This is a genomic window from Marinobacter koreensis, assembly GCF_023156285.1.
Lineage (GTDB): Bacteria > Pseudomonadota > Gammaproteobacteria > Pseudomonadales > Oleiphilaceae > Marinobacter > Marinobacter koreensis.
The window spans coordinates 150,623-176,225 of sequence record NZ_JAKZAJ010000001.1 but is presented as its reverse complement, the minus strand read 5'-3'; the positions used below and the strand labels follow the sequence as shown (position 1 = coordinate 176,225).

The 25,603-nt window shown below is 59.2% G+C and carries 24 protein-coding genes; 6 read left to right on the top strand and 18 right to left on the bottom strand.

Features of this window, described 5'->3' with window-relative positions; genetic code table 11:
* Positions 1 to 3: 3 nt before the first annotated feature.
* From MLD04_RS00820 to MLD04_RS00755, 14 genes are all read right to left on the bottom strand, one after another.
* Complete coding sequence (locus MLD04_RS00820; RefSeq protein ID WP_248153776.1) at positions 4 to 834, bottom strand: ABC transporter permease; 831 nt, start codon at positions 832 to 834, stop codon at positions 4 to 6.
* On the bottom strand, positions 831 to 1,763 hold the full coding sequence (locus MLD04_RS00815) for an ABC transporter ATP-binding protein (RefSeq protein ID WP_248153772.1): 933 nt from the start codon (positions 1,761 to 1,763) through the stop codon (positions 831 to 833). Before MLD04_RS00815 ends, MLD04_RS00820 begins: the two co-directional genes overlap by 4 nt.
* On the bottom strand, positions 1,760 to 3,034 hold the full coding sequence (locus MLD04_RS00810) for a nitrous oxide reductase family maturation protein NosD (protein WP_248153768.1): 1,275 nt from the start codon (positions 3,032 to 3,034) through the stop codon (positions 1,760 to 1,762). Before MLD04_RS00810 ends, MLD04_RS00815 begins: the two co-directional genes overlap by 4 nt.
* A 217-nt stretch (positions 3,035 to 3,251) precedes the next feature.
* A complete protein-coding gene (gene nosZ / locus MLD04_RS00805; protein ID WP_248153765.1) occupies positions 3,252 to 5,150 on the bottom strand; it encodes a TAT-dependent nitrous-oxide reductase in 1,899 nt (632 codons plus the stop codon).
* A 61-nt stretch (positions 5,151 to 5,211) separates the two neighbouring features.
* On the bottom strand, positions 5,212 to 7,293 hold the full coding sequence (gene nosR, locus MLD04_RS00800) for a transcriptional regulator NosR (RefSeq protein ID WP_248155353.1): 2,082 nt from the start codon (positions 7,291 to 7,293) through the stop codon (positions 5,212 to 5,214).
* A 173-nt stretch (positions 7,294 to 7,466) separates the two neighbouring features.
* Positions 7,467 to 7,868, bottom strand: coding sequence for a ribonucleotide reductase subunit alpha (locus MLD04_RS00795; protein ID WP_248153761.1), 402 nt, complete (start codon positions 7,866 to 7,868; stop codon positions 7,467 to 7,469).
* A gap of 30 nt (positions 7,869 to 7,898) precedes the next feature.
* Positions 7,899 to 8,285 carry a putative zinc-binding protein gene (locus MLD04_RS00790; protein WP_248153757.1) on the bottom strand — a complete coding sequence of 129 codons (387 nt, stop codon included), beginning with the start codon at positions 8,283 to 8,285 and terminating at the stop codon, positions 7,899 to 7,901.
* Between the two features lie 41 nt (positions 8,286 to 8,326).
* The gene (locus tag MLD04_RS00785; protein ID WP_248153751.1) at positions 8,327 to 9,076 is read right to left on the bottom strand and encodes a Crp/Fnr family transcriptional regulator; all 750 of its coding nucleotides are present in this window, start codon (positions 9,074 to 9,076) and stop codon (positions 8,327 to 8,329) included.
* 300 nt (positions 9,077 to 9,376) lie between these two features.
* A complete protein-coding gene (locus tag MLD04_RS00780) occupies positions 9,377 to 10,183 on the bottom strand; it encodes a peptidylprolyl isomerase (RefSeq protein WP_248153747.1) in 807 nt (268 codons plus the stop codon).
* A gap of 75 nt (positions 10,184 to 10,258) precedes the next feature.
* Positions 10,259 to 10,936, bottom strand: coding sequence for a respiratory nitrate reductase subunit gamma (narI, locus tag MLD04_RS00775; protein ID WP_248153745.1), 678 nt, complete (start codon positions 10,934 to 10,936; stop codon positions 10,259 to 10,261).
* 20 nt (positions 10,937 to 10,956) lie between these two features.
* Positions 10,957 to 11,697: a nitrate reductase molybdenum cofactor assembly chaperone gene (gene narJ / locus MLD04_RS00770; RefSeq protein WP_248153742.1), complete on the bottom strand. Its 741-nt coding sequence runs from the start codon at positions 11,695 to 11,697 to the stop codon at positions 10,957 to 10,959.
* Between the two features lie 10 nt (positions 11,698 to 11,707).
* Positions 11,708 to 13,282 carry a nitrate reductase subunit beta gene (gene narH, locus MLD04_RS00765; protein ID WP_248153739.1) on the bottom strand — a complete coding sequence of 525 codons (1,575 nt, stop codon included), beginning with the start codon at positions 13,280 to 13,282 and terminating at the stop codon, positions 11,708 to 11,710.
* Positions 13,279 to 17,022 carry a nitrate reductase subunit alpha gene (locus tag MLD04_RS00760; RefSeq protein WP_248153737.1) on the bottom strand — a complete coding sequence of 1,248 codons (3,744 nt, stop codon included), beginning with the start codon at positions 17,020 to 17,022 and terminating at the stop codon, positions 13,279 to 13,281. The genes narH and MLD04_RS00760 overlap by 4 nt, the downstream gene beginning before the upstream one ends.
* A gap of 117 nt (positions 17,023 to 17,139) precedes the next feature.
* Entirely contained in the window at positions 17,140 to 18,408 is a 1,269-nt protein-coding gene (locus tag MLD04_RS00755) for an MFS transporter (protein ID WP_248153734.1), read from the bottom strand.
* Between the two features lie 187 nt (positions 18,409 to 18,595).
* On the opposite strand from MLD04_RS00755, the gene MLD04_RS00750 reads away from it, so the two are divergent.
* From MLD04_RS00750 to ubiT, 3 genes are all read left to right on the top strand, one after another.
* The gene (locus MLD04_RS00750; protein ID WP_248153732.1) at positions 18,596 to 20,455 is read left to right on the top strand and encodes a histidine kinase; all 1,860 of its coding nucleotides are present in this window, start codon (positions 18,596 to 18,598) and stop codon (positions 20,453 to 20,455) included.
* A 16-nt stretch (positions 20,456 to 20,471) separates the two neighbouring features.
* A complete protein-coding gene (gene narL, locus MLD04_RS00745; protein WP_248153729.1) occupies positions 20,472 to 21,131 on the top strand; it encodes a two-component system response regulator NarL in 660 nt (219 codons plus the stop codon).
* Positions 21,132 to 21,200: 69 nt separating this feature from the next.
* Positions 21,201 to 21,725, top strand: coding sequence for a ubiquinone anaerobic biosynthesis accessory factor UbiT (ubiT, locus tag MLD04_RS00740; protein ID WP_248153726.1), 525 nt, complete (start codon positions 21,201 to 21,203; stop codon positions 21,723 to 21,725).
* A gap of 44 nt (positions 21,726 to 21,769) precedes the next feature.
* Here ubiT and MLD04_RS00735 read toward each other — a convergent pair whose 3' ends face one another.
* Both MLD04_RS00735 and MLD04_RS00730 read right to left on the bottom strand, forming a co-directional pair.
* Complete coding sequence (locus MLD04_RS00735; protein WP_248153724.1) at positions 21,770 to 22,990, bottom strand: GGDEF domain-containing protein; 1,221 nt, start codon at positions 22,988 to 22,990, stop codon at positions 21,770 to 21,772.
* 96 nt (positions 22,991 to 23,086) lie between these two features.
* Positions 23,087 to 23,227 carry a hypothetical protein gene (locus MLD04_RS00730; protein WP_248153721.1) on the bottom strand — a complete coding sequence of 47 codons (141 nt, stop codon included), beginning with the start codon at positions 23,225 to 23,227 and terminating at the stop codon, positions 23,087 to 23,089.
* Between the two features lie 127 nt (positions 23,228 to 23,354).
* Between MLD04_RS00730 and MLD04_RS00725 the strand changes: the two genes are divergently transcribed.
* Positions 23,355 to 23,855: a hemerythrin domain-containing protein gene (locus MLD04_RS00725; protein ID WP_248153719.1), complete on the top strand. Its 501-nt coding sequence runs from the start codon at positions 23,355 to 23,357 to the stop codon at positions 23,853 to 23,855.
* A gap of 14 nt (positions 23,856 to 23,869) precedes the next feature.
* Positions 23,870 to 24,328 (top strand): hypothetical protein, encoded by a 459-nt coding sequence (locus MLD04_RS00720; RefSeq protein WP_248153716.1) that lies wholly within the window; start codon positions 23,870 to 23,872, stop codon positions 24,326 to 24,328.
* A 7-nt stretch (positions 24,329 to 24,335) separates the two neighbouring features.
* On the opposite strand, the gene MLD04_RS00715 is transcribed toward MLD04_RS00720, so the two are convergent.
* On the bottom strand, positions 24,336 to 24,548 hold the full coding sequence (locus MLD04_RS00715) for a hypothetical protein (RefSeq protein ID WP_248153714.1): 213 nt from the start codon (positions 24,546 to 24,548) through the stop codon (positions 24,336 to 24,338).
* 132 nt (positions 24,549 to 24,680) lie between these two features.
* Between MLD04_RS00715 and MLD04_RS00710 the strand changes: the two genes are divergently transcribed.
* Positions 24,681 to 25,394, top strand: a complete 714-nt coding sequence (locus tag MLD04_RS00710; protein WP_248153712.1) for a succinate dehydrogenase iron-sulfur subunit — start codon at positions 24,681 to 24,683, stop codon at positions 25,392 to 25,394.
* On the opposite strand, the gene MLD04_RS00705 is transcribed toward MLD04_RS00710, so the two are convergent.
* Positions 25,395 to 25,598, bottom strand: coding sequence for a YgaP family membrane protein (locus tag MLD04_RS00705; RefSeq protein ID WP_248153710.1), 204 nt, complete (start codon positions 25,596 to 25,598; stop codon positions 25,395 to 25,397). It lies immediately after the preceding gene.
* Positions 25,599 to 25,603: the final 5 nt, after the last annotated feature.

The following is a 25,603-nucleotide window of genomic DNA, read 5'->3' as shown; positions in this document are numbered from 1 at the left end:
CCATCAGATACGACGATTCCGGAACAGCGCCAGGGCACCCGCCAGGGGCAGCGCCACCCATAACACCAGCGCAGCCCACAGGCCGGCCATGCCGATCGGCAGATCCGCCCCGAGGCTGAGGACACCGGTGAGCTGGGGCCCGTTGCCGAATGCCACGATATTGAGCAGACGGTATATGTCGGTGGGATTGAGCATCAAAAGCCAGGGCAGCAGGTCTGCGTTCAGCTTGCCCTCGCTGGCCACGAGACTGCCCAGTAGCAGAAGATCGAAAATCAGCACAAAGAAAAACCAGATCGCCAGAGCCAGACCCGCCGCCACCGGCTTCTCGCCCACCCTGACGCTGACCAGGTAAGCCAGTGCGATAAAGCCCCACCCGAGCAGCACCGTGGAACCGATGAAACGAAGCATGGCGATGGCCAGGTTGCCGATCGCGACGTCCTCCACCAGCGCAGCGATCGCCAGACCAGCCACGCCAAAACCGATCACGGTGGCCAGGGCCAGGGTCAGTCCATGGCCCAGGAACTTGCCAAGCAGCAGCTGGCTGCGACTGATGGGATAGGTCATCAGCAACAGCAGCGTCCCGCCCTCGTCCTCACCCACGATGGCGTCATAGGCCAGCAACAGGGCGATCAGCGGAATCAGGAAAATGCCGAGACTGGCCAGACTGGCAATCGTTGCGGGCGTGGAGGCATAACCGACCTGGCCGGACGCCGCGGCTCCGAACCAGGCGATGCCGAGGGCCAGGGTCGCAAACACCAGCGCGATGGCCACCAGCCACCGGTTACGCAGGCTGTCATTGAGCTCCTTGCGGGCAATGGTCCAGACACGGTTCATTGGGAACCTCCCCGGTGCGCCAGTCCGCCCGTTCCGATAAAGTGCACGTAGATGTCCTCCAGACTCGGCTGGTGAATACTGATGTCGGCCACTTCGCCCGAGGCCACAACGGCCTCCAGCATCGCCATTTTCTCTCCCGGTCTGATCTCCACCCGCAGCCGCCCGTTGTCGGCCCGGGTCAGCAATCCCCGTCCCCGGGCGCCCTGATCAATGACCGCTTCCAGCGCAGCCACTGATCGCACCGGATCCAGAAACAGCGTCACCGGCATGTTGGCCTGACGCCGCAATGCCGCCAGATCGCCCACCGCCTGAAGGGCGCCTTCGGTGAGAATCGCCGCACGGTCGATGTAGGGCTCAACGCCCGGCAGAACGTGGGAGCACAGCACAATCCCCGTACCCATATCCCGCAAATCCCGCAACAGCCGATAGAGATCGGCGGTGGCCACCGGGTCCAGGCCCACCGTCGGTTCGTCGAGTATCAAGAGCTTTGGCTGCCCCAGCAATGCCTGAGCCAGACCCAGACGCTGCCGCATGCCTTTGGAATAGGTCTTGGTGCGGGCTTCCATGGCATCACCGAGGCCCACCCGCTCAAGCAGTGCGGGCACCTGCCTGACGGACGCTCCCTTCAGGCGTGCGAAATGGCTGAGGATTTCCCGGCCGGTCAGCTGCGGATAGAACATCACGTTCTCCGGCAGATAACCGAGATGACGGGTGATCTGTGGATCTCCCGCCTGCCCGCCGAGAACCGACAGGGTACCCCCATCCGGCTGCATCAACCCGAGAATCAGCTTGATCGTGGTGGTCTTTCCGGCACCGTTATGACCGAAGAGACCAAGGATTTCGCCCGGCTCCAGACGCAGATCGATACCCTGCAACACCGGCCGTTTCTCATATCGGTAACTCACATTTTCAAGGTGAAAACAGCTCATGGTGTCTCCGGTTTCAGTGCTGAAGGAATGCGCATCAAAGGGTGGGAGTCGGTCACGCCCGCGGATTTCACCACCGGAAAGGCCTTCTGTACCCACCGCAGGGTGTCCACGGCGGGACTGAACATGAGTACCCGCGCCTCCGGATAGGTCCAGAGCAGGCGGTCCACGTTGTCATTGGGTTCATAGGGCACATCGCCCACGCCGTCCTGATTCCGGTCCCACCCCAGGTAATCGCTCCAGTAATTGCCACGTCCGTCCAGCGACCATTCCTGCTCCCGCGTGGCCACATACTTCACCTGGCGCCGGTTATTGACGAACGCATTCCCGAACAACCGGTTGTCTTCCGACCCGGCGGTCAGGTGAATGCCAATATTGCTGTCGGCAAACAGGTTGCCCTCAAAGGTGTTGTACAGCGAGTTGTAGATAAACACCGCCTTACCCTCGGCACCATCGATCGCCACGCCGGCGGTCTGCCCCTGGCTGACCCCGGTAACCACATTGCCCCGGAACTCGGACTGGGTGATGAAATTCATCAGGATGCCGTAGTTCTCATCGTTCTCGGAGCGGTTATTCAGTACCGTGAGCCGCTTGCTCTGCATCAGGGCATAACCGGTCCGGGTGCCGTGGGTCACGTTATCTTCCAGCCGGTTATCCATGGAGTACATGTAGTGGACGCCGTAGCGCAGATCCGCCATCCGGTTGCCCCGGATCGTATTGTGGTTGGAGGTCTCAATGTAGATAGCGTCTCGGGTCTGACGGATGTCGTTTCCGACGATCAGCGCTCCGGTCGTGTTATGGAGATGAATGCCATTGCCCCGATCCTGGGATCGCAGACTGGCATCCCCCCGAATACGATTACCACGAACGGTCACATCCGGTGTGCCATCCAGCCAGATCCCGAACGCCGAGCCCTCCAGGCGATTCTGTTCGATCACCGCTCCCTTCGCCTCGCGCGCCACAAAGATGCCGGAATCCAGTTCATTCAGGTCACGCCCCCAATGGCGGATGGAGCATCCCGACAACGTCACCTCCGGCGCGACAATCTCCACCGCATTACCCTTTCCACCCGCGTCAATGACCGTCTCCGGAGCACAGGCAAGCCGCACGCCCGGCACCCGGACGACCAGAGGCGCAAGCTGTTCGGGGGGCAGCTCAAACGCAGCCCCGGGCGCGAGCGCATCAAGGCGCAGCTGCAGATCTGCACCTGCGACGGCACCTACCGAGAAAACCGCCATGATCAAGGCCACGCCGAACCGTACCTTCTGACGCATTAAAAACTCCCGAACGTAAAAATCAGACTTCACCTGAGAAGTCTGGCAAACCAGCGGGGGAGATCTTTCCAAAACTGTGCGGCGCCATGGATGGCGGCGCCCAAGCGACACAGGGACGTGCTCGAGCGGGTTTTGGAAAGATCTCCCCCGGTGGTTTGTTTCTCACTGGCCCTGTTTGCCGGCACTCCCTCAGAAGTGCCGGCAAACCCGGTTCCTATCAGGCCGGCTCTACCAGCATCCGGCCACGCATCTCCATATGTAGCGCGTGACAGAACCAGTTGCAGTAGTACCAGTGAACACCCGGCTGATCCGCCACAAAGGTCACGGATGACGTCTGCTGCGGACTGATCTCCATGGCGACGCCATGGTTCACCATGCAGAAGCCGTGGGTGACATCCTCAACCATATCCAGGTTGGTGATATAGACCGTCACCTCATCACCCTGCTTCACCTTGAACTCCGTGGTGCCATACGCGGGAGCGACCGACGTCATGTAGACCCGCACCTTGTTGCCATCCCGGATGATCTTGTTGTCCATCTCCAGGGTGACGCCGTCCTTCTCCGCCTGCTCACGGGCACTGGCAAAGAAAGGATCGTTGCGCTCCCAGATCTTCTTGGTCTTGATCTGGTCACGGCGCACCAGGATGCAGTCATGGGGTTCCGCGAAGGCGGGACCGTCATGTACCAGCTTCATTTCCTCGCCGGAAATATCAATCAGCTGATCGTTCTCCGGATGCAGCGGACCCACCGGCAAGAAGCGGTCTTTCGAAAACTTGGACAACACCACCAGCCATTTGCCGTCGGCATCCCGGGTCTCGGTCAGCGACGCATGGTTATGGCCAGGTTGGTAATGAACATCCAGCTTCTGGCGGATATAGTTCACCTTCTCACCGTTGTAGTGGCGGATGGCATCGGCCACGTTCCATTTGCACACCTGGCTGTCGATAAACAGCGTGGTATAGGCGTTGCCACGACCGTCATAGGTGGTATGCAGGGGACCAAGGCCCAGCTCCGGTTCGGCCACAACCACATCCCGCTCGTCCTTCAATTTGCCGGCGAACAGGTCATCCAGCTTGTCGATGGCGATCACCGTGCAGGTGGGTGACAGCTTGCCGTTGGCAATGAAGTACTTGCCGTCCGGCGATGTGTTCAGGCCATGGGGGTTCTTCGGCACCGGAATATAACGGGTCAGCTCGGAGCCGTGACGACCGTCAACCACCGGCACTTTGGAATCGCCGAGGGTCTTGAAGTTACCGTTCTTGATCGCCTGCTCAATGCGCGGCACGTTGAACACCACCGCCCAGTCACGGTCGTTGCGCATGGTGCCGGCCAGGTCCAGTGCCTTCTCGGAGTTGTAGCAGGTGGAGGCAAAGTATTTGCCAGTGAAGTCGGCATCGGTGTTGTCCAGATTGCCATCAACGATGACCTGCCAGGCCACTTCCATGGTTTCCGCGTCGACAGCGTTGAACATGGTATAGCTATCCTCCATGCTGAAATCACTGCCATCGTTGGGATGGGGAATCGTGAACTCGGCATTGCAGAAGACGTATTTGGTGTGCGGCACCTTCTGACAGCGCAAGCCGTGTATAGCCTGCACGTTCGGGATGGTGGTGATCTTGTCGCACTTCATGATGTCCAGGCGGATACGCGCTACGCGGGAGTTTGCCTTGTCGTTGATGAAGAGGTACTTGCCATCGTAACGACCATCCGTCATCGAAATATGGGGGTGGTGACTGTCGCCGTTATGCACCTTGTTATCATGCCCCAGCACATCCTTGCTTTCGTTGGTAAGGCCCCAGCCAGTAGCACCATCCAGGTTAAACACCGGAATCCGCATCAGCTCCCGCATGGAAGGCACGCCCAATACGCGCACCTCGCCAGACTGGCCACCACTCCAGAATCCGTAGTACTCGTCCAGTTCACCCGGATGGATCGCGAATTTGTTGCGGGCTTCCTCCGATGCAGCGGCAAACGCTTCCCGAGACATCACGGCAGTTCCCAGCCCGGCAGCGCCGGCAACACCGGCCATGGCGGCAGCGCCCATGAACCGGCGGCGACTCAGGCCTCCCTCAGCGATTTCCGGCGCATCCTTGGTCAGTTCATCTCGTTTTTTCATAGCTCCAACTCCGTTGTTGGTAATGGCGGTTTTTGACTTCTCTGTTTTTCTTTTGAACAACTCAGTTCACCTGGACGACCGGTATCTCCTCGGGATGTCCCGGTGCGTTGTGGCCCCGACGTTTGCCGCGGCGCTTGACGATCAGCGGCGGGCATTTGTGGTCGTCGAAATAGGTCATCTGGCAGTCCAGGCAGTAATGGCATTCCATGTGGTTGATGTGCCCATCCGGATGAATGGCCTGGACTTCACATTCGTGATCACAGAGTCGGCAGGGATTGCCGCACTCCTTGCGCCGCTTCAGCCAGTCGAACACCCGCAGGCGTGACGGCAGTGCCAGGCCAGCCCCCAGGGGACAGAGGTAGCGGCAGTAGACTTTCCGGGTAAACAGGTTCACCACCAGAAGCAGGACGGCGTATGCCACAAAGGGCCAGTCACGGACAAAGTGCAGGGTGATGGCGGTTTTGAACGGCTCGACCTCGGCCAGTCGCTCGGCGGTTGCCATAGAGTCCAGTGACACGCCGAACAACACCAGCAAAATTAGATACTTGATGGCCCAGAGTCGTTCATGCCAGGCGAAGGGAACGGTGTATTGTGGCACCTTCAGCTTACGGGCAATCTCATTCACCAATTCCTGCAACGCACCGAACGGGCACAGCCAGCCACAGTAGACGGAGCGCCCCCAGAGCAGGACGATACCGGCAACCACCGCCCACAGGATGAACAGCATCGGGTCGATCAGGAAGGTATCCCAGCTGAAGCCGTGGATCAGGCTGCCTACGAACGTCAGCACATTCACGATGGAGAGCTGTCCCAGTGCGTACCAGCCAATGAACACCAGGGTGTAAGTCAGGAAGGCATGACGGATCCAGCGCATCATCTTCGGCTTTTTCACCAGCCAGTCCTGGAAGAACAGGATGAACAGCAAAACGCCGATCCCCACCGCCAGCACCACGATCTGGAACTGGCGCTGATACCAGACCTGAACCCACATGGGCTGGTCCGCCAGCTGATCCTCGGCAGACAACACCGGCTCCGGACGGGTGTAGTACTGATCCGGCAGCTGGTAGGTCACCGGAAAGACCTGAAATTCGCTGTCCAGCGGGCCGGTCTGGCGCTTGACGGTCAGTTCGAGGGTCCACTCCGTGCCCGGATCGAAGTTGTATTGCTGGCGCACGATGAAAATGGCGAGTTCTTTGAACTCCGGCATGCCCGCAGCATAGACGTCGCTGAGCCGGTAATAGTCCAGGTCCCGGAAATTGAAGGTATCGCCGAATTGGCGGATCTGAATCCGATCGAAAATGCCGCCCCGCACATATCCGGACCCCTTGAAGGAGTATTTCCCATTGGCCATCACCGCGATGGCATGCTCACCGTCTTTCAGCTCCGACATCAGCCACTGGTACTGACTCTCTCCCAGCAGGTTACGGCCAATGGTCGGCACATTCAGATAGGCAGTATAGAGATCGATCAGGGGTTGTTTACGCCGACGCGCCGGCGCCGCATCCACGCCTTCCGCTGCGGTGCCTCGGAAGGCATCATCGACCTGCCCCCGGGTCAGCTTGAGCCGCCGGACCGACCCTTCCCCCGTCAGGTCCTGCCAGCTCTTTTCCTGGAAGTCGTCTGTCTGGACCTGTGCCACCGGCGGGCGGCTTTTTTTGCCCACGGCAGGCACCAGTCCCAGCTCCGCGGCCACCCGGTGGGCGGACTTCATGGTGATTTCATTAACCACCATCACGGTGACAGTGGCCCCGGAGAGGCCGTCCACGGCCACCTTGTGCTCTGAGGAGGTTCCGCCCACAGTCACCCGCTGGTCGGCCTTCAGGCCGGTGTACTGGTCGGTAAACGCGTGCAGCTTGCTCTCGGGAATACCCACCAGAAGAATGGGTTCGTGGTGTTCAATTACATGGGACTGGACGATACGCCCTTCGGTATCAAGCACCACCACGATGTTGAGGGGTTTGCCGGAATAGGCCGGTGTCTGGAGAAAGTCCAGGCTCTGGTAGGCGTAGCCCAGGAGTTTGTCTCCGGCGTAGAGTTCCTGGATCGCGCGGTTGTCCTCCCGGGGCTCAACGCGAGTCACGGAGGGCAGGGCCTTCTGGATCACCTGGCGCGCGGCGACCGGCTCGTACTGATCCACGGGCATCGCCCGGGCAATGGCGCTGACAAAGACCAGAAGGATGGCCAAAACGGTAAGAAAACGTGTGTTCACAGAACCCCCGACATCAACAACAGGATCAAGCTTCGTCGATATTTGATGAACATCAAACACCTCTTATTACATAGTCCCCGCGGGCATGCGGGGTAGGTTATGAGGTATCAGCCGAGGTCGATGGCGGCGCCTTCGGAATTGAGTGGCAGGTAGTTGCCGACGTGGCCCAGCCGGATGCTTTCAACCATCATGGTCAGTGGCTGCTGGACGTCGTCACTCGACGGCGGCACACCCCCACGCCCGGACATGGCGGCCACAAATACCATGTCCCAGGCCTGACCGGTTTCCCGCGATTCCTCCACGAGGCTCCGGAAATCCGGGGCTTCCTCCGGCGCCTTGTCAACGCAGATGACCGGCGTCAGCGCGCCGCCTTCGCCCCGCTCGAAGGCGGCCTTCTCCTCCGCTGACGCTTCGTCTGGCAACTCGGCGCGGCAAAAGACGAACAGGAGTCGCTGGGGCTCTTCCTGCTGACGGGAGGCCTGGATAAGATCTTGGTAGCTGGTAATCATGGGGCAATTCCTTGAAGAGGGGCGCCAGGCTCAGGCCCGGCAGGCAATGATCAGATACTGGTTCCAGCGCTCAATGACGTCGTCACACACGGCTGAGACGGCATCATCGTCATAGCTTTGTCCGTAGTGCTTCTTGAACCCCGACTCATAGAGCCGGACGTGCTCATCGGGGACAACGCCAACGTTCTCGAGGCAGGCACGGGCACAATGCAGGGGGCAGCCATCGATGACGGTAATCGGGCGGCCCGAGCGGGCGGTCTTGACCAGTGCCGGGACTTTCCCACCGACACCGGAAATACACGACATCTCGAATACCCCGGCATGATCCAGACGGACAGCGGCATCATTGGCCAGCTGGGCGACGTCGGAACAGCCGGAACAGGAATAGATCAGCGGGCGCTGCTTTCGGGGTGTCATACAACCTCCTCCAAATGAACCTGGAGATAACCACCGGGTAATTACTGGCTGATCGCAATCAGCCGCTGGGGATCGGAAATGAATAACTTGCTCCGGTTGACCCGCACCAGCCCGTTGGATTTGAGATCCGCCAGAATCCGGGAGAAGGTTTCCGGTTGCATGGCCAGTCGGGAGGCCACCAGGCATTTAGGCAGTGGCAATTCCACTTCCCCGCCCTGCTCGGCACCATTTGGCAACAGATCAATCAGATAACGAATCAACCGGTCCCGGGCACTCTGGACCGTCATGATTTCCAGATCGTGGAAGCGGGACACCGCACGCATGGCGTAGTGGCTGAGAGCCGCCTGGGCGTACTCGGGGTGCTTGTCCAGGAGATCACGATAGGCCTTGACCGGGATCATCAATACTTCACTGGACTTGAGCGCTTCGGCGTAACAGGCGTAGCGGGCGGGTTCGGCGTAGATCATGACCTCGGCGAAGCAGTCACCGGGGGCAATGCTGTCCAGGGTACGGTCGATGCCGGAGGAATCCAGTCGGTAAAGACGCAGGCGACCGGAAATCACGAAAAAGAAATGATGCGCCGGCATGTCCTGACAGTACAGCAGCTGGTGGTGGCCGAGCCGCAGGCGACGGGACTGGTGAATGAGGCTTTCCAGGTCCCGGGACCGGAGGTGTCGGAACAACGGATGGCTGCGCAAGGCATCCAGGCCGTCTTCCTCTGCCAGGGGTTTGTTGATGGCCACCAGTACCGGCTTGCTGTATCGGGTTTCAGCGGTTTGCATCGCTACCATGGAGTTTCCCTCCCGCATATACATTCATCAAAAATCTTGATTTAAATAGTAGATGGGAACGGTCGCGAAAGCGCTCCCCCGATGGGGGTAGTTTGGGGGTTATTACTGGGTAAGTGATCTGGATCAATGGGTGGTATTGCAACCCTTTCGGCGCATCGTGGTTCGGTGCAGAGGCTGGTGCCTACGTCTTTCCAAAACACGCTCAAGCACATCCATGTGACGCTTGGGCTCCGCCATCCATGGCTCCGCACAGTTTTGGAAAGACGTAGGCACCACCCTCCCGAATAAGGCGCAGGAACGCTACTGCATCAACGGCGAATCCGGAATCTCCAGATCCACGCCTTCAACACCGGTTTCCGCCGCGAGTACCTGAAGGTACTGGCGGAAAGCCCGGCGGGTGACGCTCTCGCTCAGGTACTGGCGGATCTGGGGTTTGACGTGTTCGTAGGGCAGCGTCTCGCCGTCGATGCGCTGGTCGACACGGACGATGTGCCAGCCGTACCGGCTTTCGATCAGGGCCGGATGCAGGCCTTCGTTCAGTGCCAGCACCGGGCGCTCGAACTCGTCCACGGTTTGGCCCTTGCTGATCTGGCCGAGGCTGCCGTTCTGATGTCGCGATTCGCAGGCGGAGTACTGTTTGGCCAGGTCGACGAACCGGGAACGGCCGTCGACCAGGGCAGACAGGAGTTGCCGGCCCACTTCTTCCTGGCGGATCCGCTCCTGTACGTCGTCCGGTGCGGCTGCGAGCAGGATGTGGCTGACGGCCATCAGGGTCGGGCTGCGAAAGCGTGACGGATTCGCGGCGTAGAAGCGTTCACAGGCGTCTTCGCTCAGTTCCGGTACGGCAAGTTCGAGTTCCAGCACCCTGGCAATGCGGTCTTCTTCGTCCTCGAGGCTGTCGAGGTTCAGGCGGCTCGCCTGTTGCAGCAGCAATTCCCGGATCGCGAGGCTTTTGGCAGCCGCGTGCCAGGCTTCGGCCAGCTCTTCCGCTGGATGATGCTGCATCTCCCTGGCGATGTCGTCTTCCGGTATCAGTGTGTCTCCCACGTAAACCGGTGGAAACTGGTTTCTGGGTTTGTCGGCTTCGCCGGTTGGGATCAGTTGCATGGTATTCACCTTGGTAACATTGGGGGCAGATCATGGGGTCAGGGGAATCGCGCCTCTGACCCCGTTTTCCCATACTCAGGCGCGCTTGCGCACGACCTGGTAGCGGCGACCGAAGTACTCCAGCGGCACACTCAGCATGTGCACCAACCGGGTAAACGGGAACAACACAAAGATGGTCAGCCCGAGCAGGATGTGGATTTTGTAGATCCAGCCCATGCCCAGGAGGTTGTCCGCCGCATCGCCCTGGAAGGTGAAGATGCCCTGGGCCCAGCTGGCCAGGCGCAGCATGTTGCCGCCGTCAAGATGGCCGAGTGTGGGCGGGATGGTCAGCAGGCCCAGTGCCACCTGGATCACCAGCACCACAATGATCATGTTGTCGGCAAAGGTACTGCTGGCCTTCACCCGGGGGTCGGTCAGGCGGCGATACGCGAGCATGCCGCCACCGATCAGGGTCATCACACCGGCAATGCCGCCGACGACGATGGCCATCACCTGTTTCTGGCCGGCAGTAATCAGCCATTCATAGGCCCAGTGAGGCGTCAGCAGCCCCACCAGGTGACCGAACAGGATCACCAGGATACCCACATGGAACAGCACACTGGCGATCACCATGTTTTTCTTGCGCAGCATCTGGCTGGATTGCGCCCGCCAGGTGAACTGGCCCTGGTCGTAGCGTGCCCAGGTGCCCAACAGCAGGACGACCAGCGCGATGTACGGATAGATTCCGAATAACAGTGTATTGAGATAGGACATGGTTGTTTCCTCCTGCGCCGTCAGGCGCGACCGGCCTGACGGGGTGTGGCGTCCGTCATCAGTTGATCACTCAGGTGAATGGTCTGGGTCTGTTCCAGTTCGCGGCGGCGCTGTCCAACCACGCCGCCGGTGCTGCAGGAACTGCCCTGATCGTCGACAAACTTCACCATCTCCTCTTCCCAGACTTTGTCCAGCGCTTCCGGGGTATCGTCCCGCTCTTCCGAAGCCACCAACTGAGCCAGCTCCTGGCGGTTGGCCTGGCGACCGGACAGCTCCAGCAGGGAGTCCATGACTACGTGATAGAAGCTCTCGCGCTGATATAACCGCTCACCCAGCAGGCCGAGGATGTGGTGAATGTCTTCAAGCCAGTTCTTTATCTCGTCCCATGGACGGGTGGAGAGGTATTCCAGGAACAGCGGCAGGTAGTCCGGCAGTTCCCGGGCATCGATTTCCAGGCCGTTGGCGCGGTATTCCTCCATCAGGTCCACCATGGCCTGGCCGCGATCCCGGGATTCGCCATGAACGTGTTCGAACAGCAGCAGGGACGTGGCCCTGCCCTTGTCGAACGTGCCCACGTAGTTCTCCTGCAGGTCCAGAAGTTCGCCGCGGCACAGCATGTCGATGCCGCGCAGCAGTTGTTCCTTGTTCTGCCGGGGCAGCCGGCCGTCCTCCAGGACGGCAGCGACCAGAGCGTCCTTGGAGGCCTGTAGCTCCTCGGTGGGGTACTCGAGTACCCGTGCCAATACTTTCAAGAGTTGCATCGTGGCCTCCTTATTCCTGTAGCTGTTTCGGATCAACCTGCTTCACGGTGGACAGTTTCTGCACCATGCTGGTGGTCTGCTTGCGGCCACCGAACATGTTGAATTTGCTGTCACCGTTGCAACCATCACCGAAGCTGAAGCCGCAGCCGTTACGCTCGCCGTATGCGGTGGCATCCGGGAAGGCTTCCTTGGCCAGTTCGCGGTGGCTGGTGGGGATCACGAAGCGGTCCTCATAGTTGGCAATGGCCAGGTAGCGGTACATTTCGTCCGCCTGCGCCTTGCTCAGGCCGGCTTCCTCAAGGGCCCGCAGGTCTTCCCGGCCTTCCACGGTTTCCGCCCGCTTGTACAGACGCATGGCCATGATCCGCTTGAGCGCGCGCACGATGGGTTTCTCGTCGCCGGCGGTCAGCAGGTTGGCCAGGTATTTCACCGGAATCCGCAGGCTTTCGATCTTCGGCAGTACGCCGTCGAACTCCACCTTGCCGGCTTCGGCCGCCGACTGGATCGGGCTGAGCGGCGGCACGTACCAGACCATCGGCAGGGTGCGGTATTCCGGGTGCAGCGGCAGGGCCAGTTTCCAGTCCACCGCCATCTTGTAGACCGGGCTTCTCTGGGCGGCTTCGATGACATTCATCGGGATGCCGTCCTTTTTCGCCTGCTCGATCACTTTCGGGTCGAACGGGTCCAGGAAGATCTCCAGCTGCTTCTCGTAGAGCTCCTGCTCACCCGGGGCGCTGGCCACTTCCTCGATGCGGTCGGCGTCGTACAGCAGGACGCCGAGGTAACGGATCCGGCCAACACAGGTTTCGGAGCACACGGTCGGCATGCCCGCTTCGATGCGCGGGTAGCAGAAGATGCACTTCTCGGACTTGCCGGTTTTCCAGTTGAAGTAGATCTTCTTGTACGGGCAGCCGGAGACGCACATGCGCCAGCCGCGGCACTTGTCCTGATCGATCAGGACGATGCCGTCCTCTTCCCGCTTGTAGATGGCACCGCTCGGGCAACTGGCGACACAGGCCGGGTTCAGGCAGTGCTCGCACAGGCGCGGCAGGTACATCATGAAGGTGTTCTCGAACTGGCCGTAGATATCCGCCTGCACCTGGTCAAAGTTCTTGTCCTTGCGGCGTTTGGCGAACTCGGTACCGAGAATTTCTTCCCAGTTCGGGCCCCATTCGATTTTCTGCATGCGCTGGCCGGAGATCAGCGAGCGCGGCCGGGCAATCGGCTGGTGCTTGCTGTCGCCAGCGGTGTGCAGGTGCTGGTAATCGAAGTCAAACGGCTCATAGTAGTCGTCGATTTCCGGCAGGTCGGGGTTGGCGAAGATGTTCGCCAGCACCCGGAAACGGCCGCCGATCTTCGGGCGGATCTTGCCGGAGTTGTCGCGCATCCAGCCGCCTTTCCATTTGTCCTGGTTCTCCCATTCCTTCGGGTAACCGATACCGGGTTTGGTTTCGACGTTGTTGAACCAGGCGTATTCCATGCCTTCCCGGCTGGTCCAGACGTTCTTGCAGGTCACTGAACAGGTATGGCAACCAATGCACTTGTCCAGGTTCAGTACCATGCCGACTTGGGAACGGATTTTCATTTTACAGCCTCCTGAACGGTGTCATTGCCTTCGCCATCAAGCCAGTTAACGTTGTGCATCCTGCGAACCACCACGAATTCGTCGCGGTTGGAGCCTACGGTGCCGTAGTAGTTGAAGCCGTAGGAGTACTGGGCATAACCACCAATCATGTGGGTCGGCTTCGGGCACACCCGCGTGACCGAGTTGTGGATGCCGCCCCGGGTGCCGGTAATCTCGGAGCCCGGAATATTCACGATCCGCTCCTGGGCGTGGTACATCATCACCATGCCCGGCATGACCCGCTGGCTCACCACCGCCCGGGCCGCAATAGCACCGTTGGCGTTGAACAGCTCGATCCAGTCGTTGTCCTCGATGCTCAGTTCCCTGGCGTCGTCTTCACTCAGCCAGACAATCGGTCCACCGCGGGACAGGGTCAGCATCAGCAGGTTGTCGCTGTAGGTGCTGTGAATACCCCATTTCTGGTGCGGGGTGATCCAGTTCAGGGCCTTTTCCGGGTTGCCGTTGCTACGCTGGTTCAGCATGTGGGACACGGTTTTGGTGTTGATTGGCGGGCGGTACACCAGCAGGCTCTCGCCAAACGCACGCATCCACTCGTGATCCTGGTAGAACTGCTGACGCCCGGTCAGGGTCCGCCAGGGGATCAACTCATGCACGTTGGTATAACCGGCGTTGTAGGACACATGCTCGTCTTCCAGGCCGGACCAGGTCGGGCTGGAGATGATTTTTCGGGGCTGCGCGACGATGTCCCGGAAGCGGATTTTCTCCTCTTCCTTGTTGGTGGCCAGATGGGTGTGATCCAGACCGGTAAATTCGGACAGCGCGGCCCAGGCTTTCACGGCCACCTGGCCATTGGTCTCCGGCGCCAGCGTCAGGATCACTTCCGCCGCGTCGATGGCCGACTCAATCTTGGGACGGCCCGCGTTGGCCCCCTCAATATGGGTGTAGTTCAGGTTCTTGAGGAAATTGACTTCCTTCTCGGTGTTCCAGTTGATGCCCTTGCCACCGTTACCCAGCTTGTCCATCAGCGGACCGAGGGAGGTGAAGCGGGCGTAGGTGTTCGGGTAATCCCGCTCAACGGTGATAAAGTTGGGCGCGGTTTTGCCCGGAATCAGGTCACATTCGCCTTTCTTCCAGTCCTTCACGTCGAACGGCTGGCCCAGTTCGGCCGGCGCGTCGTGCAGCAATGGCAGGGTCACCACGTCTTTCTCGACGCCCAGATGGCCCTCGGCGGCTTTGGAGAAGGATTTAGCGATGCCCTTGTAGATTTCCCAGTCACTGCGGGCTTCCCAGGCCGGATCCGTGGCGGCAGTCAGCGGGTGAATGAACGGGTGCATGTCCGAGGTGTTCAGATCGTTCTTCTCATACCAGGTGGCGGTCGGCAGAACGATGTCTGAATACAGGCAGGTGGTGGACATGCGGAAGTCCAGGGTCACCAGCAGATCGAGCTTGCCTTCCGGCGCCTCGTCGTGCCATTTGACTTCGTTCGGCTTGGCGCCACCTTCCTGGCCCAGATCCTTGCCCTGCAGGCCACTCTTGGTGCCCAGCAGATACTTGAGCATGTATTCATGCCCCTTCCCGGAGGAACCCAGCAGGTTGGAGCGCCAGATAAACATGTTGCGCGGGTGGTTCTGAGGCGCTTCCGGATCCTCACTGGCAAACGCCAGGGAGCCATCTTTCATGGATTGCGACACATAGTCAGCCACTTCCATGCCGGCTTTTTCGGCCTCGGCGGCAATACCCAGCGGGTTACGGTTGAGCTGTGGTGCCGACGGCAGCCAGCCCATGCGCTCGGCACGCACGTTGTAATCGATCAGACTGCCGCCGAATTTCGCCTTGTCCGCCAGCGGCGACAGGATTTCGTCCACACCCAGTTTTTCATAGCGCCACTGGCCCGAATGAGCATAAAAGAAGGACGTGCCGTTCATGTGGCGAGGCGGGCGCTGCCAGTCCAGGCCAAACGCCAGCGGTTGCCAGCCAGTCTGCGGGCGCAGTTTTTCCTGGCCAACGTAGTGAGCCCAACCGCCCCCACTCTGACCAATACAGCCACACATGATCAGCATGTTGATCAGACCGCGGTAATTCATGTCCATGTGGTACCAGTGGTTCATACCGGCACCGACGATGACCATGGAACGGCCCTTGGTCTTGTCTGCGTTGTCGGCAAACTCACGGGCAATGCGGATCACCTTCTCGGCGGGTACACCGGTGATCTTTTCCTGCCAGGCCGGGGTATAGGGCTTGATCTCGTCGTAGGAGGTAGCGCCGTCATCGTCGCCCAGGCCGCGGCTGATGCCGTAGTTGGCGACCATCAGGTCATAAACGGTGACCACGTGACCTTCGGAGCCATCGGCGAGCTTGACCTTTCGGCTGCCGAGCTTGTGGGTCAGGGTGTCGCTGATTTCAACGTGCTGGAAGTGGTCGTGTTCGATGCCACCAAAGTACGGGAAGGCGACATCCACCACCTCGTCGTGCTTCTCCACCAGGGACAGCTGCAGACTGACGTCCGCGCCCTTCGCGGTCTGTTTCAGGTTCCAGTTGCCCTTCTCACCCCAACGGTAACCGATGGAGCCGTTCGGTGCGGTCAGTTCACCGGACGTCTCGTCGATGGCGATGGTTTTCCACTCGGGGTTGTTTTCCTCGCCCAGGCCATCCACCAGGTCACTGGCACGCAGGAACCGGCCGGGTACATAACGACCGTCATCCCGTTGCTCCAGCATGACCAGGTACGGCATGTCGGTGTAACGGCGCACGTAGTCGGTGAAATACGCGCTGGGCTTGTCAACGTGGAATTCCTTCAGGATCACATGGCCCATGGCCATGCCAAGGGCGGCATCGGTGCCCTGCTTGGGGTTCATCCACTCATCGGAGAGTTTGGAGACTTCTGCGTAGTCCGGAGTAATGGCGACGGTCTTGGTGCCTTTGTAACGGACTTCGGTAAAGAAGTGGGCATCCGGGGTCCGGGTCTGGGGCACATTGGAACCCCAGGCGATGATGTAGCCGGAGTTGTACCAGTCGGCGGATTCCGGCACGTCGGTCTGCTCACCCCAGGTTTGCGGTGACGCCGGCGGCAGGTCGCAGTACCAGTCATAGAAGCTCAGGCAGACACCGCCGATCAAGGAGAGGTAGCGGGCGCCGGAAGCATAGGACACCATGGACATGGCCGGAATCGGCGAGAAGCCGATGATGCGGTCCGGGCCGTACTTCTTGGCCGTGTAGACGTTGGAGGCGCCAATCAACTCGTTGACTTCGTCCCAGCTGGAACGCACGAAACCGCCCATACCCCGGCGGGGCTTGTATTCCTCCGTTTTCTTGGGATCTTCAACAATCGACGCCCAGGCATCCACTGGATCCTTGTGCTCAACTTTTGCCGCCCGCCAGAGTTTCATCAGGTGCTTGCGCATCAGCGGGTACTTCAGCCGGTTGGCGCTGTACATATACCAGGAGTAGCTGGCGCCACGGGGGCAGCCGCGGGGCTCGTGGTTGGGAAGATCGGGGCGGGTACGGGGGTAGTCTGTCTGCTGGGTTTCCCAGGTAACCAGACCGTTCTTGACGTAGATTTTCCAGCTGCAGGAGCCGGTGCAATTCACGCCGTGGGTGGAACGCACAATCTTGTCGTGCTGCCAACGCTGGCGATAGCTGTTTTCCCAATCCCGATTGACTTCGTGGGTTTCGCCGTGGCCGTTGGCAAAGGGCTCGCGCGTCTTCCTGAAGTAGTTCAGTTTGTCGATCAAATGACTCATGGTCTCTCTCCGTTCTACGGATCGCTCTGATTTAGAGCCATTGTGGGAGAGAGAACCCTCGAAATCTGCATGGTTACTACTACATAACCGGGCTCTACCCCCCATTGGGTAGATCGCCTATATCCCCGGATGGAGAAGGTTCATGCGTTCCCGATGACGGCTGTCCCGGGAAAACAGCAGCAAGCAGAGGCTGAGGAGCAGGAACAGAATCATGAACACGGCGCTGCGAATGCCCAGCCAGTGGTTCACCGCGCCGAAGATCAGCGGCAGGGCAAAGGCCACAAAACAGGCAGCCACCAGAAGCAGCCCCGCGATAAAGGATGCAGCGTGCCGGTTGTCCAGGATGACGAGACGCTGGAGGCCGCCCATTGCGCACCCCAGGGCAAGCCCGAGAATGAGGACGAACAGGCGTTCGATGACCATGGGCAGCGCATACTCCACCGTGATAATGGCCTCGATACCGTGGATGGAGAGCGTCATGGGTGGGTACGACAGCACAAACAGCGCCAGCAGGCAGATCATGAGTGACCGGCTGATGACTGTCAGGCTGCCGAACCGGTCCGACAGGCCACCGCCAAGGATCTGAGCCAGGGCACCCGGGATCACGAACCATTGGGCAAGATGGGCGCCGGACCCCACCGACAGGCGAAACTGGGAGGAGAGATAATCCGGCATCCACAGTGCCAGGGAAAAAAAGCTGCCGGCCACCATGCCGAAATAGACGCAGTGGCTCCAGATATGCCGCTCCTTCAGCTTGCCGAACAGCACCCAAAGGGGCTCATCCGCCCCTTCCTCGCCGATGGAGTCCTCGGGCGAGGTCAGCATGATCAGCAGGATCAGAACGAGCAGAAGCACGATCAGATAGGCAAGCGGCACCCCCTGCCAGGAAAACGCCTCGTGGAAAAGAGGGACGAGGTAATAATTGAATCCGGCACCAGTAACGCCGGAGCCAAACACGCCAAGCGCCAGCCCCAGACGTTTGACGTCACAGTAGCGGGTGATAAACTGCAGCCCGGCGCTGTAAAAACCGCCGGCCAGGCCCAGGCCACTGGCGATCAGAAGATACCCCGCGAAAGAATCGGCGGTCAGCATTAGCAGCATGCACAGCGCCAGCCCGCCGAGGCAAAACAGCATGACTTTCCGGGCCCCCAGACGTCGGGCCGCCAGGCCGGCGGGGACAGCCAGCAGGGCACTGACCGCCATGGGCACTGCCAGCAGAACGCCGAACTGGACGCTGCTGAGTTGCAATTCCTGACGCAAGTGCACACCCGCCACCGCAAACAGCGTCCAGCACCCGGCCGCAATGACAAAACCGAATAGCGCCAGAGGCAGAACCACGGCCAGCGATGTCATTCTCTCGTCGTCCAGATCCTCTTCGGTCCTCATAGCCTTTTCCTGAAAACTTGTCTTCTAATTTCATCTTTTGCCTGAAAAATGGTCAAAGACTATGATGGGTTATCGACTATCGGGGTAAATGACTATCCTCAAAGAGGTATGAGCGGCGACACTCTCCCTGCATAATGGGAGGGTTGCCGTCATCGCACGGAATCAACATCTGCAGGCCGGTGTGAACATGAATTCCAGAAAATCCCTGGTCAATCGAATTGCCATTGTGGTGGGCGCCATCGTGCTGACCGCCGTGGTCAGCATGGGTGTGACCCTGGCGGTTTCGAAAAGCATCGAGGGTAACGCCACCGCCATCAACCTGGCCGGCGCACTCCGGATGGGAGCTTTTCATATACTCTCCCGCTCCGCTACGGCCCCCTCAGATACCGGTGCAGAACCGGCATTCAGTGACCTGCTGGACCAGTACGCCAGTCAACTGTCCAATCCGGCCCTGACCCGCGCGATTCCGAAGCGCAGTGATCATCCCCTGAGCCAGCAATACCAGGACATTCTCGCCGCGTGGCATCAAAACCTGAGGCCGGCGCTGAGCCAGCATGAGATCGGCACTGCTATTGAGCCTGAGATGCTGGCGGCCGCCAGCCACTACGTCCAGCAGGTGGATGCCCTGGTAAAAATGCTGGAACAACGGACCGAAGCCCGCATCGACCTGCTGCACCTGATTCAGGTGATCAGTCTGACGTTCTCCATCCTGATCGCGTTTGCCCTGTTCATCGATCTGAAAAACCGGGTATTGCGGCCACTTAGAAAGCTGGTCCGCATTGCCGTCGCGGTTGGCGAGAAGGATTTTTCCCAGCGGGCCGACCTTCCCGGGTCCGACGAACTGGCCCATCTGGGCCAGGCGTTCGACCAGATGACCAGCGACCTGGCATTGACCTATCAGGAGCTTGAACAGCGGGTGATGGCAAAAACCGAGGAACTGGAACGGAGTCATGCCGCACTGGAGCTGTTGCACTCCTCAAGCCGCAACCTGTTTGCCAACCACGATCTGTGTAACGGGGCTGTCCCGATGTTACAGGAACTCGAACTGCTCCTGGGCATTGGCCCGATTCATATGTACCTGCATGACCGGGAATCGTCGGAGCCGGTCAAGGCCGTGACCACGGCCACCCGCGAGCGCCCCTTCTACTGCCGGGATCACCACTGCAACGCGTGTCTGGTCACACCGGAGCAATACGACACGATGCCCGTGGAAGAAAACGACGGGCGTCGGCTGCTTTTGCCGATACGCACGCCGGGCATACTGCTGGGTACGCTGGAAATCTGGTATCCCGCCGACAAGGGGCTGTCGGACACCGCCAGGCGCCTGCTTGAAACCCTGAGCGACCAGTTGGCAACGGCGATCTTCCTGGAGCGGCAGATCACCGAAGAACAACAGATGACCCTGGCTGAAGAACGTACGGTCATCGCCCGGGAGCTCCACGACTCGCTGGCGCAATCCCTGTCCTACCTGAAAATGCAGGTGGCGCGACTTCGCCGTCTGGAGATCAACGGCGAGCAGAAGGAAGCCCACGACGCCATCCTGGATGAGCTGAGCACCGGGCTGAACAGCGCCTACCGTCAACTGCGCGAATTGCTGGCAACCTTCCGGCTCAAGCTGGACACGCCCGACCTGTCCACCGCGCTTCACAAGACCATCGACGAGTTCTCCGAGCGCCTCGGTAAGCCGGTCAAACTTTATTACAACCTGCCCCAGCAGACGTTGTCCCCCAACGAAGAAATTCATACCCTGCAGATTGTGCGCGAGGGTCTGGCCAACGCGGTAAAGCACGCGGAAGCAACGGATATTTCGGTGGAAGTGTTATTCGAATCACCGCGGGTCCGGGTACGGATCCTCGACAACGGCAAAGGCCTCCCCGGGGGCGATCAGCCGGTCAACCACTACGGCCTGATCATCATGGAAGACCGCGCCCGAACGCTGGGCGGACAGGTCAAAGTACGCAACCGGGATGAAGGCGGCGTGGAAGTCACGCTAATATTTGTGCCCAAGAGCCGGAATCTCATTTCCACGGAAGCATCCAGTGCCTGACAACAAGAGAGCAACCATGTCTGATTCACCTGCGAGTATTCTGCTGATCGACGACCACCCGCTGCTCCGCCAGGGCATCAAACAACTGGTGGACATGGAAGAAGATATTGAAGTGATCGGCGAGGCCAGCAATGCCGCCGACGGCATCCGCCTGGCGACCGAACTGGAACCCGACCTGATCCTGATGGACCTGAACATGCCGGAGATGGATGGCATTGAGGCACTGCGAAAGCTGCGCGAGCAGAACGTGGGATCCCGCATTGTCATGTTTACGGTTTCCGACCAGGAAGACGATGTGGTGGCCGCGCTGAGAGCCGGTGCCGATGGCTACCTGCTCAAGGACATGGAGCCGGAGGACATGATCGCTCAGCTGCACCAGGCGGCTGTCGGCAAGATGGTCATCAGCGATCGCCTGACTACGCTGCTGGCGGAAGCACTGCGCTCCAACAAGCCACAGGCCAGCACGCGCCCGGATTTCGACAGTCTGACACCGCGGGAAAAAGACATTCTCCGGCTCATTGCCGAGGGCCTATCCAACAAGATGATCGGCCGCAAGCTGGACATCAGCGATGGCACCGTAAAGGTTCACGTGAAGCACCTGCTCAAGAAACTCAACCTGCGCTCCCGGGTTGAGGTCGCGGTGTGGGCCGTGGAAGAAGGGCTGCACAAGGCCTGAGTTATATCAAACCAATCGGGCCGATTCCGGATTACTCTGGGCGTTTCCACCAACGCCCGGAGTTGTCCCATGAACCTGTCCCTGCCCTCCATGACCTCCCTACCCCGGCCCCCGGGCCTTGTCAGGCTTCAGAAACTTCATGACGACATCGTTTGTACTTCACTGTTCCGGCAGGCCAACGCAGTCGCACAGGCATACCTGCCCTCCTCCAGCCCCCTGTTTGCCGCCGTTGATCGCAGTGTTCCCGTCCCCATTAAGCAACTGATCGCCGAAGCCCCTTTGAACCGGATGTTCGCCGAAGCGATTGCTGAAGGCGAGTTTGACGAATTTGAGGGCCGGCGAATCCGGCTTGAAATCTCTGGCGGCCAGCCTGGCCTCACCCTGGGATTCTGGGCCGGCCGACTCAGGGTCATTGACGGTCCGGGAGAGGCCACCATCCGGGGCTCCGTTTCCGCCTTCAGAAAACTGGCCCGGCGCGAGCAGGATCCCGATCAGCTGTTCTTTCAGCGCAGGCTGGTCATTGAAGGCGACACCGAGCTGGGTCTGGGGCTGAAAAACCTGCTGGACAGCCTGGATTGGTCAGGGCCGGTCTGAACGGGTCCATTGCGGAAAGGGCTTCCAGTGGGCCAACCATTGCGTCAGTTTGTCGGGCGCTGGCGGGACGTGCGGCGCTTCCGCTCTTTCACATCCAGAAAAAGCCAGCTACCCCTCAGCTCTTGCTTGGCCCTGAACAGCGCGTGGTCGGCCTGCCGGAGAAGGATGTCCGCTTCGTCCGACGCAAAACCTGTTTCCTTACTGGGGAAGCAAACGATGCCGGCGGTAAACGTGGTGGACGTTGAGGCATCACCCAGTTCGAAGGGCTGGAGACACGTGAGCTGCAGCGCCTTCAGCCTGGATTCCACCTGACTGGCGTCCGTCAGGAGCAGGACAAATTCGTCCCCGCCAATCCGCGCCAGCGCAGCCTCTGGCGGCAAGGCGTCCTGCCATCGACGGGCAAGCAGCCCCAACATACGATCGGCGGCTTCTTCCCCGACTCGGCCATTGATCTCATGGAAATTATCCAAGTCGATTGATACCAGGGCGGCAGATTTGTCCTCGTGGGATTCGTTCTCAAGGAACTCATGAACCGCTCGGATGATTCCATTGCGATTCAGCAGTCCGGTAAGAGGATCCCAATAGGCCAGAAAAGCGATCTGCCTCTGATGATCCTGAGCCTGAATTTCGAGTGCGTGATGCAATCGCTCACTCTGCAGGCGTGCCAGTTCGTCCTCGGCTCGCTGCCTGGCCAGCTTTTCATGCATTAGCTGGATTGCACTCGTAGACAACCTGCCATAGATTTCCAGCAGTGCCGTGACCATGATCGACATTGGCCCGCTCAGCTCGTTATCAACCTGATCCCGAGCTTGTGGTAACGGAGCGCCGGCTTCCACCGCCTTCACGGTGAGCGCCATACGTCGATCCGATTCCAGAATATGGAACGCCAGCCAACGGGTGAGGTAATCAAACAGCTCGGCCAGCACCTCTTCCTCGGGGGCCTCGCTCTGACGCAACCACTGAATTCGGTCGAAGAACAGCTGGTGAGCGTCGTGGTGATTCCGACACATCTCCGACTGCCCCAGTGTTCTGCTCCAGACCTCCTCCTCATACCGGAAATGATAGGAAGCGTACCCAAGAAGTTCATCAAGCAGATGCGCAGTGTCCGTCTCAGGGGTTCCGGAGGCAAAATGCCACGCCAAACGGTTGAGAATATTGACCAGCACCCGATGCTGATCATCAATATCCTCAAGGCCCGTTTCGAAGTGACGGCTCCATGGAAAGATCTCGAAGCCTTGGGAATCCTGGTTCCGCGACATCTTCATGCCTATACCCGTCCCCGAGTTCAGTGATAGAACAATCCGTGACAGCTTAGAGCAAATTAATGTCGCGGTTTTTGCGAAATGTCAGGAACTCAACGGCTAACCCTGCTGCTCGTTCCGGCGCTTTTCACGCTCGCGCTTTTCCCGGTTGGACCTGCACTCGTTACTGATCAGGTCCAGCCATCTGAGATGCTGTTGCCAGATTTCGTCGCTGCCAGTGTTTGGCTTGTTGCTGCTCATTGTAGTCTCCTCCAGGTTGCTGCCCCTTATGCCATAGATCAGGGCTTCCGATCATAATGAGAACAGTTCTTGACACTCATTAAAATGTATTTTATATATATCTTAAGGCAAGAGAGGAGAATCAGCAATGAACTATCAGAACATCGTCAACAGCGGCCAGCACTCCACCATCGAGGATCTGGACACCGATGTGCTTCTCGAGTTGATCCAGCGTGGCTACGATGTCGGTCACCTGCAGCAACTTCCCAAGCTGCATCGACTCGCCCGTAAGATCGAGGCTGTTCACCGTGCCAACCCGGAAGTACCCAAAGGCATTACGTTAGCCATTAAAAAGCTGGAGTACATGCTTGCCGATCATATTGAGCGGGAGAATGCCTATGTGCTCAAGCATATGGAACATGATCAGCCGCCCAACCCGCATACTCCGATCGCGCAGATGAATGAGGAGCATTCCTATCTCAGGCAACAACTGCGGAAACTGCGGCGGATGACCCGCAACTACCGGGTTCCAGACTCTGCATGCCGTTCATGGCAGCGATTTTACCGGGAGCTGAAAACTCTGGATTTCAGCTTGTCTGAACAGATTTATCTGGAACGGGAGGTGTTGTTCCCGAGGTTCCAGTTCTGACGGAGGGCCGGATCATGGCTTTCAAACAACTGAAAGACGTTATCGAGTGGATCACTGAATACCACGAGATGCTCGAAAGGCAATACGAAACCCTGGCAAGCCGCCAGAACAATGAACGGATGCAAATGGCGCTGAGCTTTCTCGCCAGCCGGGAACACAACCTTGCGGAACGAATGGAGGATTTCCTGCAGGATGCGGATGACGACCTGATGGATAGTTGGGTTGTGGATTCACAGGAGTTCGACCTGCGGAAAATTCCGACCCGACTCCCAGCATGCACTGGCTGCGGGGATATCCAGGATGTTCTGAAGAATATTCTTCAGGCCCACAAGACCCTGACCAGCATGTACGAACTACGGTCTTCCCTGGCCCAGAACATCCGCGAGGCCGCTCTGTTCCGGGAACTGGCAGCCAACCAGCAGGCCGAGGCCCGCCTGCAATCGCGGGATATTGGAAGGCTGGAGATGTACTAGCGCCGGCTCATTGATCCCCCGGAATTCTCCGGGGGATTGTCTTATGCTCCAGATACTGCCGATAGACCCGGATTGAAGCCTCTAACCGCACCCGATAGGCGGCCCCGTATTGGTTGCCCCCGGAATCCGCCTCGCGAATGGCGGATTCGTACTGGCCAATTCCCTGCTCGGCAAAGGCAAGGGCTGCCTGGACACCGCCCCGACTCTGCACGAAAGCCATTCTGTCCCACTCTCGGCGTTGAGTGCTATCCATACACCAACCTCGCTGCTCGAAGATACCGGCCCATCTGCTAACCTTTATACTGAATGCGCTTTTTGAGCACATCAAGTCAATGTGCAGGGGAGCAAGGACATGAGTGGTTTTACCGTCAGACTCTACCGTTACAATCCAGAACACGATGAAACACCATACAGCCAGGATATCGAAGTTGATGACGTATTCCGTAACCGGATGGTCCTCGATGTACTGGAACACCTGAAGACGCGGGATACCACCCTGGCCTTCCGGCGCTCATGCCGGGAGGGCGTCTGTGGCTCGGACGGATTGAGCATCAATGGCCGCAACGGTCTGGGCTGTATTACACGGGTAGCGGATGCGCTGGGCAAAAAAGACATTCTGGAGATTCGCCCCCTGCCCGGCATGCCGGTGATCCGGGACCTGGTGGTAGACCAGTCACTGTTTTTCAAACAGTACGAGCGGGTGCAACCCTGGCTGATGAACGATACGCCAGCCTCCTCGATCGAGAGACTGCAGAGCCCGGAAGACCGTGCAAAGCTGGACGGGTTATACGAATGCATTCTCTGCGCCTGCTGCACCTCCGCCTGCCCTTCCTGGTGGTGGAATCCGGAAAAGTACATCGGGCCATCGGGATTGCTGCAGGCCTATCGGTTTTTGGTGGATTCCCGAGATACCGCGACAAGAGAACGCCTGGCAAAACTCGAAGATCCGTTCAGCGTGTTCCGCTGCCGGGGCATTGGCAACTGCGCCGCATACTGCCCCAAGGGGCTCAATCCCATGAAAGCTATTGGCCATATCAAGGCCATGCTGGTTCGGGAACAGGTCTGATCACGTCACCGGCTTTTCTTCCTTGAACCCCAGTTTCCGGAGGACCGCCATGGCCGGGCACCATTTGGTAAACGCCGACTGGATCAGGTTCAGCGCGATGAACGCTGTGAAGAAAAGCCAATAGGGACTGACATAGTGGGCAAGCAATATGGAAATCAGCGTGAACACGCCTGCCATCAGGCGAAGACCTTCGTTGACTGTCATAAAGC